This is a genomic window from Allobosea eneae, assembly GCF_042657265.1.
GTDB classification, from domain to species: Bacteria; Pseudomonadota; Alphaproteobacteria; order Rhizobiales; family Beijerinckiaceae; genus Allobosea; species Allobosea eneae.
Window position 1 is genome coordinate 92,230 of sequence record NZ_JBHSLW010000076.1, and the last position, 13,972, is coordinate 106,201.

13 protein-coding genes are annotated in these 13,972 nt (G+C 67.5%); 5 read left to right on the forward strand and 8 right to left on the reverse strand.

The annotated features are described in order from the left end of the window. Positions 1 to 125: 125 nt before the first annotated feature. From ACFPOB_RS28135 to ACFPOB_RS28145, 3 genes are all read left to right on the forward strand, one after another. Positions 126 to 821 carry an ABC transporter ATP-binding protein gene (locus tag ACFPOB_RS28135; protein ID WP_377801565.1) on the forward strand — a complete coding sequence of 232 codons (696 nt, stop codon included), beginning with the start codon at positions 126 to 128 and terminating at the stop codon, positions 819 to 821. A gap of 197 nt (positions 822 to 1,018) precedes the next feature. Continuing rightward, complete coding sequence (locus tag ACFPOB_RS28140; RefSeq protein ID WP_377801566.1) at positions 1,019 to 2,452, forward strand: aldehyde dehydrogenase family protein; 1,434 nt, start codon at positions 1,019 to 1,021, stop codon at positions 2,450 to 2,452. A 106-nt stretch (positions 2,453 to 2,558) separates the two neighbouring features. Beyond that, entirely contained in the window at positions 2,559 to 3,287 is a 729-nt protein-coding gene (locus ACFPOB_RS28145; protein ID WP_377801567.1) for a class I SAM-dependent methyltransferase, read from the forward strand. Between the two features lie 3 nt (positions 3,288 to 3,290). On the opposite strand, the gene ACFPOB_RS28150 is transcribed toward ACFPOB_RS28145, so the two are convergent. After that, on the reverse strand, positions 3,291 to 3,845 hold the full coding sequence (locus tag ACFPOB_RS28150; RefSeq protein ID WP_377801568.1) for an Lrp/AsnC family transcriptional regulator: 555 nt from the start codon (positions 3,843 to 3,845) through the stop codon (positions 3,291 to 3,293). Between the two features lie 48 nt (positions 3,846 to 3,893). On the opposite strand from ACFPOB_RS28150, the gene ACFPOB_RS28155 reads away from it, so the two are divergent. Continuing rightward, the gene (locus ACFPOB_RS28155; protein WP_377801569.1) at positions 3,894 to 5,075 is read left to right on the forward strand and encodes an MFS transporter; all 1,182 of its coding nucleotides are present in this window, start codon (positions 3,894 to 3,896) and stop codon (positions 5,073 to 5,075) included. A 3-nt stretch (positions 5,076 to 5,078) separates the two neighbouring features. Here ACFPOB_RS28155 and ACFPOB_RS28160 read toward each other — a convergent pair whose 3' ends face one another. Both ACFPOB_RS28160 and ACFPOB_RS28165 read right to left on the reverse strand, forming a co-directional pair. Continuing rightward, the gene (locus ACFPOB_RS28160; RefSeq protein WP_377801570.1) at positions 5,079 to 6,203 is read right to left on the reverse strand and encodes a zinc-dependent alcohol dehydrogenase family protein; all 1,125 of its coding nucleotides are present in this window, start codon (positions 6,201 to 6,203) and stop codon (positions 5,079 to 5,081) included. Positions 6,204 to 6,276: 73 nt separating this feature from the next. Continuing rightward, the gene (locus ACFPOB_RS28165) at positions 6,277 to 7,239 is read right to left on the reverse strand and encodes a LysR family transcriptional regulator (protein WP_377801571.1); all 963 of its coding nucleotides are present in this window, start codon (positions 7,237 to 7,239) and stop codon (positions 6,277 to 6,279) included. Between the two features lie 189 nt (positions 7,240 to 7,428). On the opposite strand from ACFPOB_RS28165, the gene ACFPOB_RS28170 reads away from it, so the two are divergent. Further along, entirely contained in the window at positions 7,429 to 8,415 is a 987-nt protein-coding gene (locus ACFPOB_RS28170; protein ID WP_377801572.1) for an MBL fold metallo-hydrolase, read from the forward strand. 109 nt (positions 8,416 to 8,524) lie between these two features. On the opposite strand, the gene ACFPOB_RS28175 is transcribed toward ACFPOB_RS28170, so the two are convergent. From ACFPOB_RS28175 to ACFPOB_RS28195, 5 genes are all read right to left on the reverse strand, one after another. After that, positions 8,525 to 10,420 (reverse strand): bifunctional sugar phosphate isomerase/epimerase/4-hydroxyphenylpyruvate dioxygenase family protein, encoded by a 1,896-nt coding sequence (locus ACFPOB_RS28175; RefSeq protein WP_377801573.1) that lies wholly within the window; start codon positions 10,418 to 10,420, stop codon positions 8,525 to 8,527. A 128-nt stretch (positions 10,421 to 10,548) separates the two neighbouring features. Continuing rightward, positions 10,549 to 11,286, reverse strand: a complete 738-nt coding sequence (locus tag ACFPOB_RS28180) for an ABC transporter ATP-binding protein (RefSeq protein ID WP_377801574.1) — start codon at positions 11,284 to 11,286, stop codon at positions 10,549 to 10,551. An 11-nt stretch (positions 11,287 to 11,297) separates the two neighbouring features. Further along, positions 11,298 to 12,041 (reverse strand): ABC transporter ATP-binding protein, encoded by a 744-nt coding sequence (locus ACFPOB_RS28185; RefSeq protein ID WP_377801575.1) that lies wholly within the window; start codon positions 12,039 to 12,041, stop codon positions 11,298 to 11,300. Then, positions 12,038 to 13,054 carry a branched-chain amino acid ABC transporter permease gene (locus ACFPOB_RS28190; protein ID WP_377801576.1) on the reverse strand — a complete coding sequence of 339 codons (1,017 nt, stop codon included), beginning with the start codon at positions 13,052 to 13,054 and terminating at the stop codon, positions 12,038 to 12,040. The genes ACFPOB_RS28185 and ACFPOB_RS28190 overlap by 4 nt, the downstream gene beginning before the upstream one ends. Then, positions 13,051 to 13,929 carry a branched-chain amino acid ABC transporter permease gene (locus tag ACFPOB_RS28195; RefSeq protein ID WP_291673793.1) on the reverse strand — a complete coding sequence of 293 codons (879 nt, stop codon included), beginning with the start codon at positions 13,927 to 13,929 and terminating at the stop codon, positions 13,051 to 13,053. Before ACFPOB_RS28195 ends, ACFPOB_RS28190 begins: the two co-directional genes overlap by 4 nt. Positions 13,930 to 13,972 lie beyond the last annotated feature (43 nt).

Below are 13,972 nucleotides of genomic sequence, written 5' to 3' on the forward strand. Positions count from 1 at the left end.
CAGGATTTGCGCTGCCATCGCCGCGCCCGGCCTCATGGCGCCGTGTTCATGGGTTCCGGGCTCGGCCCTGCGGGCCGCCCCGGAATGACGGGGCGGCTCCTCTCGACCATGGCAGGGTCTAGCTCATGCTGGAGATCAGGGAGCTCTCGGCCGAGATCGAAGGCGTGCAGGTGCTGCGCCGGGCCTCGCTGTCGCTGGAGGAGGGCGCGACCGTCGCGCTGATCGGCCGCAACGGCGCCGGCAAGACCAGCCTGCTGCGCGCCATCATGGGCTTCATGACGGTGACCGGTGGCGCGATCAGCTTCGACGGCAAGCCGCTCGACAGCGTGAAGGCGCATGAGCGGCCGCGCCTCGGCATCGGCTATGCGCCGGAGGATCGCCGGCTGTTCTCGACCTTCACCATCGAGGAGAACATCCGCCTGCCGGCCGAGGTGATGAAGCTCGGGGAGGCCGAGATCGAAAGAAGGTTGGAGCGAATTTACGCGGTGCTGCCCGAGCTCGCCGATCTGCGTCAGCGCCCGGCGGCGGGGCTCTCCGGCGGGCAGGGCAAGATGGCGGCTCTTGCCCGGGCGCTGATGATCGGCAGCCGCGTCATCCTGCTGGACGAGCCCTTCCAAGGGCTTGCCCCGGTTCTGGCCAACCGCTATGCCGCCGCACTGCGCGCCCTGCGCGACAGCCATCCCGACATCGCCTTGCTGATCACCGAATCCAACCCCAGTCTGCTGCGCAACTTCGCGGGCCGGGCCTATGCGATCGAGCGCGGCGAGGTCAGCGAAACCCAATTGGCCGAAAGCTCGCTCGCCGCGGCCGGGCTGCATTGAATGCCACGGGATAAGCCCTCCCCCTTGCGGGGGAGGGTTGGGAGGGGGGTATGCCAGGCGCTGCCCCGGATGATTTGCCGTGCGGCGGATGCAACGCGTCCGACCGCGCGGCTGACTACCCCCCTCTCAAGCTCTCCCCCACAAGGGGGGAGAGGACAGGTCGAGGTTCGCTTCGAAGCATTTGGAAGGACGGCTACATGACCCAGCACTTCATCAACGGCCGGCATGTCGCCGGCCGCACCGGCGAGACCATGGCGGTGCTCGCTCCGGCGACCGGCGAGGAATTCACCCGCATCGCCTGCGGGAATGCCGAAGACATCGATGATGCGGTGCGGGCTGCCCGCGCCGCCTATGAAGGCGCCTGGGGCAGATTGACCGCCGCCGAGCGCGGCCGGCTGATCTCCAGGCTCGCCCTCAAGGTCCAGGATCATTTCGACGAATTGGCGAAGATCGAGGCGCAGGACACCGGCAAGCCGATGGCGCAGGCGCGCGCCGATATCGAGGCGACCGTGCGCTATTTCGAGTTCTATGGCGGCGCGGCCGACAAGGTCCACGGCCACATCATCCCGTTCCTCAACGGCTACAATGTCAGCGTCATTCACGAGCCCTATGGCGTCACCGGCCATATCCTGCCCTGGAACTATCCGGCTCAGATGTTCGGCCGCTCGCTGACCGCCTCGCTCGCAATGGGCAATGCGGTGGTGCTCAAGCCGGCCGAGGATGCCTGCCAGACCGCGCTGCGCCTCGCCGAACTCGCCACCGAGGTCGGCTTCCCCGATGGCGCCATCAACATCGTCACCGGCCGCGGCCATGAGGCGGGCGAGGCGCTCTGCCGCAATCCCGGCGTCGGCTTCATTTCCTTCACCGGTTCGCCGCAGGTCGGCCAGATCATCCAGAAGGCCTGCGCCGACAATTTCATCACCTGCACGCTCGAGCTCGGCGGCAAGTCGCCCCAGATCGTGTTCGACGACGCCGATTTCGACGCCGCCGTGCCGATCGTCTGCAAGGCGATCGTCCAGAACACCGGGCAGACCTGCTCGGCCGGCAGCCGCGTGCTGGTGCAGAAGACCGTCTATGACGATTTCGTCGGCGCCGTCGCCAGGCAGTTCTCCAAGCTGCGCGCCGGCACGCCCGAGATGGATCTCGATTGCGGACCGGTGATCAACGCCAAGCAGCGTGGCCGGGTGCAGAGTTTCGTCGATCAGGCCCGCGAGCAGGGCGTCCCTGTGCTCGCCGAGGGCGCGATCGCGCAGGGCGTGCCCAATGGCGGCTTCTACGTGACCCCGACCCTGTTCGGCCAGGTACCGCGCGGCAACCGGCTGGAGCAGGAGGAGGTCTTCGGGCCCGTCCTCGCCGCCTTCTCCTTCGACGACGAGGAGGATGCGGTGAAGCTCGCCAATTCCACGCCCTATGGGCTCGTTGCCGGCGTCTGGACCAATAACGGCGGACGCCAGCAGCGTGTCGCCAAGCGCGTCCGCGCCGGCCAGGTCTTCATCAACGGCTATGGCGCCGGCGGCGGCATCGAACTGCCCTTCGGCGGCACCGGCAAGAGCGGCCATGGCCGCGAGAAGGGCTTCATGGCGCTGGAGGAGTTCGCCGTCGCCAAGACGATCGTGCACAAGCACGGGTGACGGGGAACGCGTAGAGCGCGGCCAGGTTGTCATCCGTAAGGAGTAGCTTGGGATCGTGCGGGAGCAGGGCTTGCGCCCGGTAGCGGGCGCAAGCATTGATTGACCCATGTGGACGCTGCCGGCAGGCGATACCGTCGATATCCTGGGAGGATTACTTGCGCCCCTGCAGGGCCGGCGCATCCTCGATATCGGCTGTGGCCGGGGCAGCCTGCTGCAGGCGCTGGCCGAGCGAGGCGCCAGCGTCGCCGGGCTCGATCCGGACGAGGCGATGCTGGAGGTCGCGCAGACGCTCGTGCCGAAGGCGGTGCTCAAGCAGGGCTGCGCTCAGCTTCTGCCCTTCGGCGATACCAGCATGCACGCCGCGATTTTCCTCAACAGCCTGCACCATATTCCCATCCCCGACATGCTTCTGGCGCTGGAGGAGGCCGCCCGCGTCGTCGGCAAGGGTGGCAGCGTCATCGTCGTCGAACCCCTGTCGGAAGGATCGTTCTTCGATGCGCTGCGGTTGATCGAGGACGAGACCGAGGTCCGGCAGGCGGCGCAGGATGCGATCGTCAGGGCAAGGCGGCTCGGCATCGTCAGCGAAATCAGGCAGATCGAATACGACCGCATCGAAACGTTTGCCGATGCCGAGGCCTTCCTCGAGCGTGCCGTCGTGATCGATCCCGCGCGCGAGAAGCGGGCGCAGGCAGCGCGCGGCAAGCTGCTCGCGCGCTTCGAGGCGCTGTCGGACCATGACAAGGGCGGCTATGTCCTGCACCAGCCGCTGCGGCTGCATCATCTCAAGGTGCCATTCGCGGCCAAGCCGGCGAGCACCTCCGCCATGTTCGGCTGAGGCTCAGCCCGCGCCGGCTGGGGCCGGCAGCCGAGGGGCCTTCACCCGCCCTGGCCATTCGCCGGTGATGCCAGGCTGGACCGGCCGTTCCAGGTAGGTCGAGAGCACGACATAGCTGCGCGTCGCGGTGACGCCGGGCACGTCGTAGATCTTCGCCAGCAGGCCCTCGAGCGCGTGCGTGCTCTGCGTGCGCACCTTCAGCATCATGCAGGTGTCGCCGGCGACCGAATGGATCTCCTCGACCTCGGGATGGGCCTCGATCGCCAAGAGCGTCGTCGTCTTGCCCCAGCCGGTGGTATCGACATGGACGAAGGCGAGCAGCGTCTTGCCGGTCGCCTCCGGCTCGATCAGCGCCGCAACCCGCTTGATCGCGCCGCAGCGCCGCAACCGCTTCACCCGCTCATGCGCCGCCGGAGGCGACAGGCCGACACGCTCGCCGAGATCGGCGTAGCTGATCGTCGCGTCCTCGACCAGGACGCCTAACAGCTTTCGGTCCATCGCATCGAGTTCGCGCTCGGACCCGCGGTTGCGCCGAACGCTATCTGTTTTTTCGAGCATTCGTCGATCTCCAATTGAACCGGAATTTCATTCGGTCATTCTGTAGAAATGACGAATGCAAATCAAACAACTTCGGAAGCGCCCCGTATTCCAGCCGCAGCCTATGCACTTTGCCTGTGCATCGGCCTCGTCGGCGCCAACTCGCTGGCGTTGGGGCCGATCGCCCCGCGCGTGGCGGAGAGCTTCGCCTCCGGCGTGCCGGCGTTGATGACGGCCTCGGCCGCCTTCGGCATCGGCACCGCGGCGAGCGCTCTGCTGCTCGCCGGGCTGATCGACCGCTTCGGCGCGGGCCGGGTCCTGCGCTACGCGTTGCTTGCCTTTTTGGCGGCCCTCGCGGCGAGCGGGGCGGCACCAGCCCTGCCGGCTTTCGTCGGCGCGCAATTGCTGGCCGGGCTCGCCGCCGGCCTCGCATTGCCGTCGATCTATACGCTCGCCGCGCTGGCGGCGCCGGCCGGCCGCGAAAGCGATACGCTCGGCATCGTCCTGTTCGGCTGGACGCTGAGCATGGTCGCCGGTGTCTCGCTCTCGGCGGTGATCGCCGACCTCTTCGGCTGGCGCATGGTCTACGGCATCGTCGTCGTCGTCGGCCTCGCCGCCATGGCCGGGACCACAAAGCTGACCGCGGGTGGAACTGCGACCGGACGCGCCGCGCCGTCGCCGCTTTTGGCCCTGCGCGTTCCCGGCATCGCACCGCTGCTGCTCGCCTGCGCCGCCTTCATGGCCTCGTTCTACGGCGTCTATGCCTATGTCGGCGACCATCTGCATCGCGGGCTCGGCCTGCCGGTCAGTGCCGGTGGCCTGCTGGCACTGTGCTATGGCCTCGGCTTCGGGGCGACGACCTTCCTCGACCGCTGGATCGACCGGCTCGGTCCCGCCCGATTGCTGCCGCTGTTCTTTGCGGTGGTCGGTGCTGTCTATCTGGCGATGACCGCTGCCTCCGCCTCCTATCCGGCCCTGCTCGCCGTCGTCTTCTGCTGGGGGATGGCCAATCACGCCGCGCTGAACGTGCTGATCCTGCGGCTCGCGGCGCTCGATCCCGGCCGTCGCGGCGCGATCATGGGGCTCAACAGCGGCGTCACCTATCTCGCGCTGTTCGCCGGGACGACGGGCTTCGGGCCGCTCTATGCCAGCGCCGGTTTCGCAGCGCTCGCCGGGCTTGCGGTCGCGCTCATGCTGGCGGCGGCGCTTGCCGCCGCGCTTGCGCCGCGCGCGGCAACGGCAAGCGCATGATCCCTACATCTGGATGACGTGCCGGATCGTCCGGCCTTCGTTCAGCGCGTCGAAACCCTCATTGATGCCGTCGAGTGGGCTCGAGCTGGTCCAGAGCTTGTCGACCGGCAGCCGGCCGCGCTGGTAGAGGTCGATGAAGCGCGGGATGTCCCGCACCGGGATGCAGGAGCCGACATAGGAGCCCTTCAGTGTCCGCTCTTCGCCGACGAGCCGGACCGGCGCCAGCGCCATCGTATGGGCGGGATTGGCAAGGCCGGCCGTGGTCGTCGTGCCGCCGCGCCGCGTGATCTGGTAGGCGAGCTCCAGCGCCTTCACCGAGCCGGCCATTTCGAGTCCATGGTCGACGCCCCCCTTCGTGGCGGCGCGGATCGCCTCGACGACATCGGGCGCGCCGGCATTGAAGGTGTCGGTCGCGCCGAGCTCGCGGGCGATCTTCAGCTTCTCGTCCGAGAGGTCGACGGCGATGACGCGCGAGGCGCCGCAGGCGACCGCGCCGAGCAATGCGGAGAGGCCGACGCCGCCGAGCCCGACGACCGCCGCCGTCTCGCCGGCGCGGACCTTGGCGGTGTTCACGGCGGCGCCGACGCCTGTCAGCACGGCGCAGCCGAACAGCGCCGCGATCTCATGCGGGATATCGGCCTCGATCTTGACCAGCGAATGGCGCGACATCACCGTGTGCTCGGCGAAGGCGGAGACGCCGACATGATGGTGCACCGGCTGGCCGTTCTGCGAGAGCCGGCGCCCGCCCGCCATCAACTCGCCGACGCCGTTGGCGGCGTTGCCGGGTTCGCACAAGGCAGGGCGCCCCTCGCTGCACGGCGCGCAATGGCCGCAGGAGGGTACGAAGACCATGACGACGCGGTCGCCCTTCCTGAGGTCGGTGACGCCGGGGCCGACCTCTTCGACCTCGCCGGCGGCCTCATGGCCGAGCACCATCGGCACCGGGCGCGGCCGGTTGCCGTCGATCACCGAGAGATCGGAATGGCAGAGGCCCGCGGCCCGAACCCTGACCAGCACCTCGCCCATCGTCGGCGGGGCGAGCTCGACCTCCTCGATCCGAAGCGGTTTCGACTGCGCATAGGGCGCGGTGACGGGGCTGGCGTGCAGCACGGCGGCGCGAGTCTTCAAGGCGTATCCTCGTGAGCTGATTTGACGGCGAGTGTTCGGCTCGCCGCGCCGCCTGTCAAAGACGAAATCCCGATCAGCCGTATAAGGCGGGCGGATCGGTCTCGTCGCCCAGCGTCGCGGTCCAGCGCTCGTCGGCGACGAGGCCGCGCAGAATCTCCCAGGAGAGCTGGCCGATGGCGCGGGCCGCGGCCGTCATCGGCCGCTCGGTCGAATAGGCCAGGTAGACCTTGCGATAGAGCGAAGGTTCTTCCAGTGGCCAAGTCTGGAAGATGCCGGCCTTCTCCTGCGCCCTCACCGCCATGCGCGGCAGGATGCTGTAGCCGAGGCCGCGCTCGGCCAGGCGCTTGATCTGCGTATAGGATTCGATCTCGACCGCGGCATGGACGGTGGCGTTGATGCCCGCTGCCGCTTCGTCGATCTGGTCGCGCAGGCCATGGCCCGGCCCGGGCAGGATCAGGTCGAGCCCGGCGGCCTCGGTCAGCGTCACCGCCTGGCCGGGTGCGGTCTTCAGTGCCGTCAGAGCCGGGATGCCGAAGAGGCAGAGCTCCTCGGTCAGGACATGGTGGATGCCGAGCCCCTTCGGATCGGAGGTCGAGTAGATCACCGCAAGATCAACCTCGCCCTTGCGCAGCCAGTCGAGCACGAAGCCGCTCATAGCCTCGGCGACGCGGATGCGTACATCGGGAAAACGCTCCTGCGTCGCCTCGATCAATGGCACGCTGAACTGCTCGCTGACCGTACCTGGCAGGCCGATCCTGACCTCGCCGGCCGGCGCCGCCTGCTCGCCGCGCACGCTGTCGCGCAGTTCGGCGAATTCGGCGAGGATGATGCGGGCCTTGGCGAGCAGGCGCTCCCCCGCCTCGGTCGGCTGCACGCCGCGCGTGCCGCGATGCAGCAGGGCGACGCCGAGCTCGTCCTCCATATGGCGCAGATGCTGGCTCAGCGCCGGCTGCGCCACCCTGAGCTTGACTGCCGCCTTGGAGAACGAGCCCTGTTCGACGATGGCCGTGAAATAGCGCAACTGGCGCAGATCCATCGTCGTCCCGTTCCCCTTCATTGGCCCGCGAGCGCGAGCTTTCGCTTATGCAGACTAGAGCGAAGCCTTATTGGCCGTCCACTGCGCGGGCGTGCATCTTTCCTGTCCGGCAAGGCCTGACGCGACGCAAGGCTGCCCGGCGAAGAAGACGGCGCCTGACGCCGCTCCCTTTCCACCCGGAGGAACGCCATGTCGAACCTGCTCATCCCGTTCACCAGCCGCCGCGGCTTCCTCACCGGCGCGGCCGCGCTCGCCGCCGGCGCGGCCTGGCCCGGCGGCGCCGTCGCCAAGGCCCCGCTCGCGAACAGCCAGGTGCCCTATTACTACCGCTTCGCGCTCGGCCAAGCCGAGGTCACGGTGGTCTCGGATGGGCCGTTGCCGCTGGGCGATCCCGGTTCCAGCTTCCTCGGCCTGCCGAAGGAGCAGGTCTACGGCCTTCTCGAGGCGAATTTCCTGGCGAAGGACAATGTCGTGCTCGAGCAGAACATTCCGATCGTCAATTTCGGCGACCGGCTTGTGATGTTCGACACCGGCATGGGCTTCTCCAAGGCCTTCGGCCCGACGACAGGGCGCTTGCTCAAAAGCATGCAGGAGGCGGGCATCGACCCGGCATCGATCGACGCCATCGTCTGCAGCCATGCTCATATCGACCATACCGGCGGCATCTGCTCGGCGGAGGGCAAGCCGAACTTTCCCAATGCGCAGATCTATATCAGCCAAGTCGATCATGACTTCTGGCTTGACGACGCCCGGCTCGGCACGCCGTTCAAGGCCTTCGGCGAACATGCCCGCGCCAATCTCCGCCCGGTGCGTGACCGCGTCGTCTTCTTCAAGGATGGGCAGGAGTTCCTGCCGGGCATCACCGCGATCTCGGCGCCGGGCCACAGCCCCGGCCACACCATCTTCAACGTCTCCTCGGGCGGAAAGTCCTTCGTCTTCCTAGGCGATCTCACCCACCACCCGATCCTGCTGACCGAGAATCCACGCGTCGAATTCGCCTATGACTGGGACCCGAAGATGTCGGTGCAGTCGCGGGTGAAGCTGCTGACCATGCTGGCCGAGCAGAAGACGCCAGTGATGTCCTATCATTTTGCCTGGCCGGGCTTCGGCAATCTCGCCAAGGCCGGCGATGGTTTCCGCTATTATCCCGCTGCGATGCAGATGCTGCGCGGCTGAGCTGGTCCTCCCCAAGGCTCAGTCCGGGCGGCGGCCATGGGTGCCTGGGCGCGGCCCCGGGCACCCATGGCCACAATCATCGTCAGACAATGGCCGGCGCTGCGGGGCGTCAATCCTCATGCAGCGGGCGCGGCACCGTCACCGGCCGCGCCTCGCGCGCCTGTGCCGCCAGCCTGACCGGCGCATTGACCGCGCCGAAGCCGGCATAGCCGCCGCGCCGCTCGACGATCTCGAAGAAGAAGCGCTGGGCGAAGACGTGGGTGTAGACCTGCAGGAACTCGGCCTCGCCGTCGCGGTCATAGAGGATGTGGTGCTCGCGCAAACGGTCGAGGAATTCCGGCTCCAGCCCGTAGCGGGCTTCGAGGTCGTCGTAATAGTTCTCGGGGATATCGAGGAAATCGAGCCCGGCGGCGCGCATCGCCGCCACCGCTGCGAAGATGTCAGGCGAGGTGAAGGCGATGTGCTGCACGCCCGAGCCGAAATGCTCGGAGACGAAGCGCGAGGACAGGGTCCGCGTCGCCTGCGAGCCGTTGAGAATGAGGCGCACCGAGCCGTCCGCATTGACCAGCGGCCGGCTCTGCACCAGCCCGGCCGGATCGGCGATGGCGAGCTGCGGGATGCGGTCGAGCGCGAAGAGCGAGGTGTAGAACAAGAGCCAGGACAGCATCTCGTCATAGTCCATCGACTGCGAGATGTGATCGACTTCGGTGAGCAGGGCAGGGGCGTTTGCGCCGTCGCCGGTGGCGATGAAGTCGTCATGCCAGCTCTGGGCGCCGTCCGGGCGCGGTTCGGTGAAGTAGATCAGGCTGCCGCCGACGCCGCGGATCGCCGGGATCTCCATCTCGCCCGGCCCGACCGATTGCTCGAAGGTCGTGTCCTTCAGCGCCCGGGCGCGCGCCATCGTCGCCGCGACATCGCCGACGCGCAACGCCAGCGCGCAGACGCCGGGCCCGTGCATGATCGCATGCGACTGCGCGAAGCCGTCCTTCTCGGTATTGACGATCAGGTTGATGCCGCCCTGGCTCCAGCGCGTCACGGACTTGCTGCGATGCTCGCCGCTCTTGTGGAAGCCGAGCGCGCTGAACAGGCTTGCCAGCGCCTGCGCCGGCTCTTCGTCGAGCGCGAACTCGATGAACTCGACACCGAGCAATGGCGCCCGGTCCGGCATCTCCGCCTTGGCCGGATCGTTCAGTCGCGCCGTCTGGTCGGCGAGCTGGATCAGCGAGCGCAAACCGTCGACCGCGACGCGCTTGGCCGAGCCGGCGCGGAACTGGTCGTTGAAGATTTCGAGCGAGAGCGGGCCTGCATAGCCGGTCGCCTCGACCGCACGAAGAAAGTCGGCGACCGGCAGGTCGCCCTGGCCGGGGAAATTGCGGAAATGCCGGCTCCAGCTCAGCACGTCCATGTCGAGCAGCGGCGCGTCGGCGAGCTGGACCAGCTCGATCCGGTCGCCGGGGATCGAGGCGATCGGCTCCAGCGGCGAGCGCCGCGCCAGCGTGTGGAAGGAATCGAGGATCAGGCCGATACGGTCATGATTGGCGCGGCGCACGATCTCCCAGGCATCGCGATAGTCGTTGACGTGGCGGCCCCAGGCTAAGGCCTCGAAGCCGACGCGCACGCCATGTTTCGCTGCGAGATCGCCGAGCTCGTTGAGATCGTGGGCGGCGCGGTCGATGCCCCCGAGCGATTGCGGCGAGACGTTCGAGCAGATCAGCATCAGCTTTGCGCCGAGCTCGTTCATCAGTTCGAACTTGCGCCGCGCCCGCTCGAAGGTGCGCCCGCGCAGCGGCTCCGGCATGCCCTCGAAATCGCGGAAGGGCTGGAAGGCGACGATGGCGAGGTTGAGGTCGGTGATCATCTTGCCGACATCGCGCGGATTGCCGTCGAAGGTCAGGAAGTCGTTCTCGAAGACCTCGACCCCGTCGAAGCCGGCGGCAGCGATGGCGCGCAGCTTGTCGGCGAGATCGCCGGAGAGCGAGACGGTGGCGATCGAGGTCGGGTTCATATGGGCTCCGTAGTCAGATCGCGTGGTCCGTCATTGCGAGGAGCGTAGCGACGAAGCAATCCAGGAGGACGTAGAGTGCTGCCGCTCCTGGATTGCTTCGCTACGCTCGCAATGACGACGAGACGCCATCACGCCGCTTCCGTCATCGCGCCGCCGAGGAAGAGCTGGCGGACGCGTGGATCAGCGAGGATGTCAGCCGCTGGCCCCTGCATGCGGGTGCGGCCGAGCTCCAGCACCAGGCCTTCATCCGAGATTTCCAGGGCCGAGCGGGCATTCTGCTCGACCATCAGGATGGTGACGCCCTTGGCGCGCAACTCCTTCAGGATGTCGAAGGTCTCCTGCACCATCATTGGCGAGAGCCCGATCGAGGGCTCGTCGATCAGCACCAGCTTGGGATCGAGCAGCAGGCCGCGCACGATCTCGAGCTGCTTCTGCTGGCCGCCGGAAAGCGTCGAGGCCTGGACGTCCGCCTTGGCCCGCAGCGACGGGAAGCGGTCGAGCGCCGCCTCGATCCGCCTGGGCATGTCGGTGATGTGGCTGCCGGCTGCGACCGCGCCAAGCTCGATATTGTGGCGCACCGAGAGCTCGGGGAAGATGTTGCGGCCCTGCGGCACATAGCAGATGCCGGCTTCCAGCAGCCTGCGCTGGTTCCAGTTCGTGATCTCCTGGCCTTCCAGCCGGATATGGCCCTCGCGCACCTTGAGCAGGCCGAAGATCGCCTTGAACACGGTCGACTTGCCGGCGCCGTTCGGGCCGATCACCGTGGTGATCGCCGCGCGCGGTACCTTGAACGTCGTCCCGTTGAGGATGGTCATGGCGCCGTAGCCGCCGACCACGCCGTCGAGTTCGAGGATGGGAGTGGTCATGGCGTCGCTCCTCAATGCCCGAGATAGGCTTCGATCACGGCCGGATTGGCGCGGACCTCGGCCGGGGTGCCCTCGGCCAGGACCTTGCCTTCGGCCAGCACGATGACGCGCGAGCACAGCGACATCACGAAATCCATGTTGTGCTCGATCACCACGAAGGTCGCGCCCTGCTCGGCATTGATGGCGCGCAGGCGCTCCTTGACATCGCCCAGCATGGTGAGATTGACCCCGCCGGCCGGCTCGTCGAGCAGGACGAGGCGCGGCCCGGCCATGAAGGCCATGGCGGCGTCGAGCAGCTTCTGCTGGCCATAGGAGAGCCCGCCGGCCTTGGCGTCGGCAAGGTGGCCGAGCTTGAAGAAGCCGATCATCTGCTCCGCCTTGGCCGAAAGCCCGGCATCGCGCGCCCCGAAGAAGCGCGACAGCATCGTGCCCTCGTGCTCCTGCCCGGCGAGGATCAGGTTCTCGCGTACCGAGAGCTCGGGGAAGACCTGCAGCAGCTGGAAGGTCCGGCTGACACCGAGCTTGTTGAGCTCCGAGGGACGCATGTTCGTGACGTCCCGTCCGTCGAGCTTCACCGCGCCCTCGGTCGGCTCGAGCTGGCCGAGGATGCAGTTGAACAGGGTTGACTTGCCGCAACCGTTCGGGCCGATGATGCCGAGGATCTCGCCTTCGTTGACCTTGAAGGAGACGCCGTTCACCGCCTTGATGCCGCCGAAGGCCTTGTGGAGGTTGGAGACTTCGAGGACCTCGGTCATCGCGCGCCCTCCTTCTTGCCGGTAAGCCGGTTCCAGCCGCGTTCGAGCAGACCGCTCATGCCCTGCGGGCAGGCGATCAGCAGCAGCATGACGATCGCCGCGAAGATGATCAGGTAGAGCGAGCCGGCAAAGCGCAGCCATTCCGGCAGCACGACGCCGAGCAGCGCCCCGATGAACGGGCCGAGCAGGTAGCCGGCGCCGCCGGCGACCACCATCAGCAGCAGGAAGAAGCTCTGCGACAGCGAGAAGGGCGAGGGGTCGATGAACTCGACCAGCGGCGCATAGAGCGCCCCGGCGAAGCCGGCATAGGCCGAGCCGATCGCGAAGGCGAGCAGCGTGTACATGCGGGTGTCGATGCCGAGGCTCGCGGCGCGGATGGGGTTCTCGCGCAGCGCCGTGAAGGCGCGGCCCCAGGGCGAGCGGATCATCCACCAGAGCACGACGGCGAGCAGGAAGGTGACCACGACGACGAAGCGGTGGAAGGCGAGCGCGCCGTCGAGCTTGAGCCCGAAGAAGCTCGGCCGCGGGATGTTGGACAAGCCGAAGACGCCGCCGGTCAGCCATTGCTCATTGCGAAGGATCAGCCAGATCAGCGTCGAGAAGGCCAGCGTCACGAAGGCGAGGTAATGCGCCTTGACCCTGAGCGCCGGGAAGCCGAGCACGAGCCCGACCGCGAAGGTGATGAGACCGGAGATCGCGAAGGAGGCGTACCAGTTGAGCCCGACCTTGCTGGTCAAAAGCGCCGTCGCATAGGCGCCGATCCCCATGAAGGCGGCCTGCGCCAGCGACTTCAGGCCGGCATAGCCGAGCGTCAGGTTGAGCCCCATCACCGCGACGCTCATCACCAGCCAGAGCGAGAGCACATAGGTGCCGTAGCGGCCCATGCCGGAGGGAGCGAACCAGAGGATGATCGCGGCGGCGACGAGCGTCAGCAGCGTGCCGTCGATGAAGCCGGGCAGGGGCAGGCGGCGCGCCGCGGAGGTCGCGGCGCTGTGGGTTGCGGGCGCGGTCATACCCGGCGCTCCTCTTTGCGGCCCATCAGGCCTTCCGGCTTGACGAGGATGACGATGACCAGGAGCACGAGCGGCACGGCGAGCCGGTAGGAGGTCGAGATGTAGGCGGCGGCCATGCTGTCGACGATGCCGACGATCAGCCCGCCGACGAGGGCGCCGCGGACCTGGTTGAAGCCGCCGACGATCGCCGCGATGAAGGCGAACAGGCCGATCACCTCGCCATTGGAGAACTTCGCCAGGTAGATCGGCGAGATCAGCACCGAGGCGACGACGGCGAGCGCCGCATTGATCACGAAGGTGAGCAGCACCATGCGCTCGACCGGGATGCCGAGGATGCGCGCCACCGTCGGGTTCTGCGCGGTCGCCTGCATCTGCCGGCCGAGGCGGGTGCCGCCGACGAACCATTGCAGCAGCCCGATCACGGCAAAAGCGACGGCGATGATCGCGACATGCTGCAGCGAGATCGCCGCGCCGAAGACCGAGATCGTCTCGGTCGGCACGAAGGATGGGAATTTCTGCGCCTCGGCCGAGAAGCCGTCCTTGGCGCCCTCCTTCATGATGATGGACAGCGCCATGGTGGCGATGGCGAGTGGCAATACGCCATGCCGGATCATCGGATCGACCACCGCGAGCTTGAAGCCGACGCCGAAGATCAGGATGAAGGCGGCGATGCCGATCAGGGCGCCCAGCCAGACCGGCGCGCCGAACAGCTTGATCGCGAGCAGCACCAGCACCGCCGGCAGCATGACGAACTCGCCCTGGGCGAAGTTGATCGTCTGCGAGGTCTGCCAGACCAAAGTGAAGCCGATCGCGGCGAGGGCATAGATCGCGCCCGTGGCGATGCCGGCGATGAGATAGGCGAGGAATTCGGCCATGGCGCTGTCTCGCTCGGTTCGGTGAGCGTCATGGTCGGGCCTG

Excerpts from the sequence above, each read along its gene's own strand:
- ACFPOB_RS28135 (WP_377801565.1), top strand. The coding sequence starts at position 126 with ATGCTGGAGATCAGGGAGCTCTCGGCCGAGATCGAAGGCGTGCAGGTG.
- ACFPOB_RS28140 (WP_377801566.1), top strand. The coding sequence starts at position 1,019 with ATGACCCAGCACTTCATCAACGGCCGGCATGTCGCCGGCCGCACCGGC.
- ACFPOB_RS28145 (WP_377801567.1), top strand. The coding sequence starts at position 2,559 with ATGTGGACGCTGCCGGCAGGCGATACCGTCGATATCCTGGGAGGATTA.
- ACFPOB_RS28150 (WP_377801568.1), bottom strand. The coding sequence starts at position 3,845 with ATGCTCGAAAAAACAGATAGCGTTCGGCGCAACCGCGGGTCCGAGCGC.
- ACFPOB_RS28155 (WP_377801569.1), top strand. The coding sequence starts at position 3,894 with ATGACGAATGCAAATCAAACAACTTCGGAAGCGCCCCGTATTCCAGCC.
- ACFPOB_RS28165 (WP_377801571.1), bottom strand. The coding sequence starts at position 7,239 with ATGGATCTGCGCCAGTTGCGCTATTTCACGGCCATCGTCGAACAGGGC.
- ACFPOB_RS28170 (WP_377801572.1), top strand. The coding sequence starts at position 7,429 with ATGTCGAACCTGCTCATCCCGTTCACCAGCCGCCGCGGCTTCCTCACC.
- ACFPOB_RS28175 (WP_377801573.1), bottom strand. The coding sequence starts at position 10,420 with ATGAACCCGACCTCGATCGCCACCGTCTCGCTCTCCGGCGATCTCGCC.
- ACFPOB_RS28180 (WP_377801574.1), bottom strand. The coding sequence starts at position 11,286 with ATGACCACTCCCATCCTCGAACTCGACGGCGTGGTCGGCGGCTACGGC.
- ACFPOB_RS28185 (WP_377801575.1), bottom strand. The coding sequence starts at position 12,041 with ATGACCGAGGTCCTCGAAGTCTCCAACCTCCACAAGGCCTTCGGCGGC.
- ACFPOB_RS28190 (WP_377801576.1), bottom strand. The coding sequence starts at position 13,054 with ATGACCGCGCCCGCAACCCACAGCGCCGCGACCTCCGCGGCGCGCCGC.
- ACFPOB_RS28195 (WP_291673793.1), bottom strand. The coding sequence starts at position 13,929 with ATGGCCGAATTCCTCGCCTATCTCATCGCCGGCATCGCCACGGGCGCG.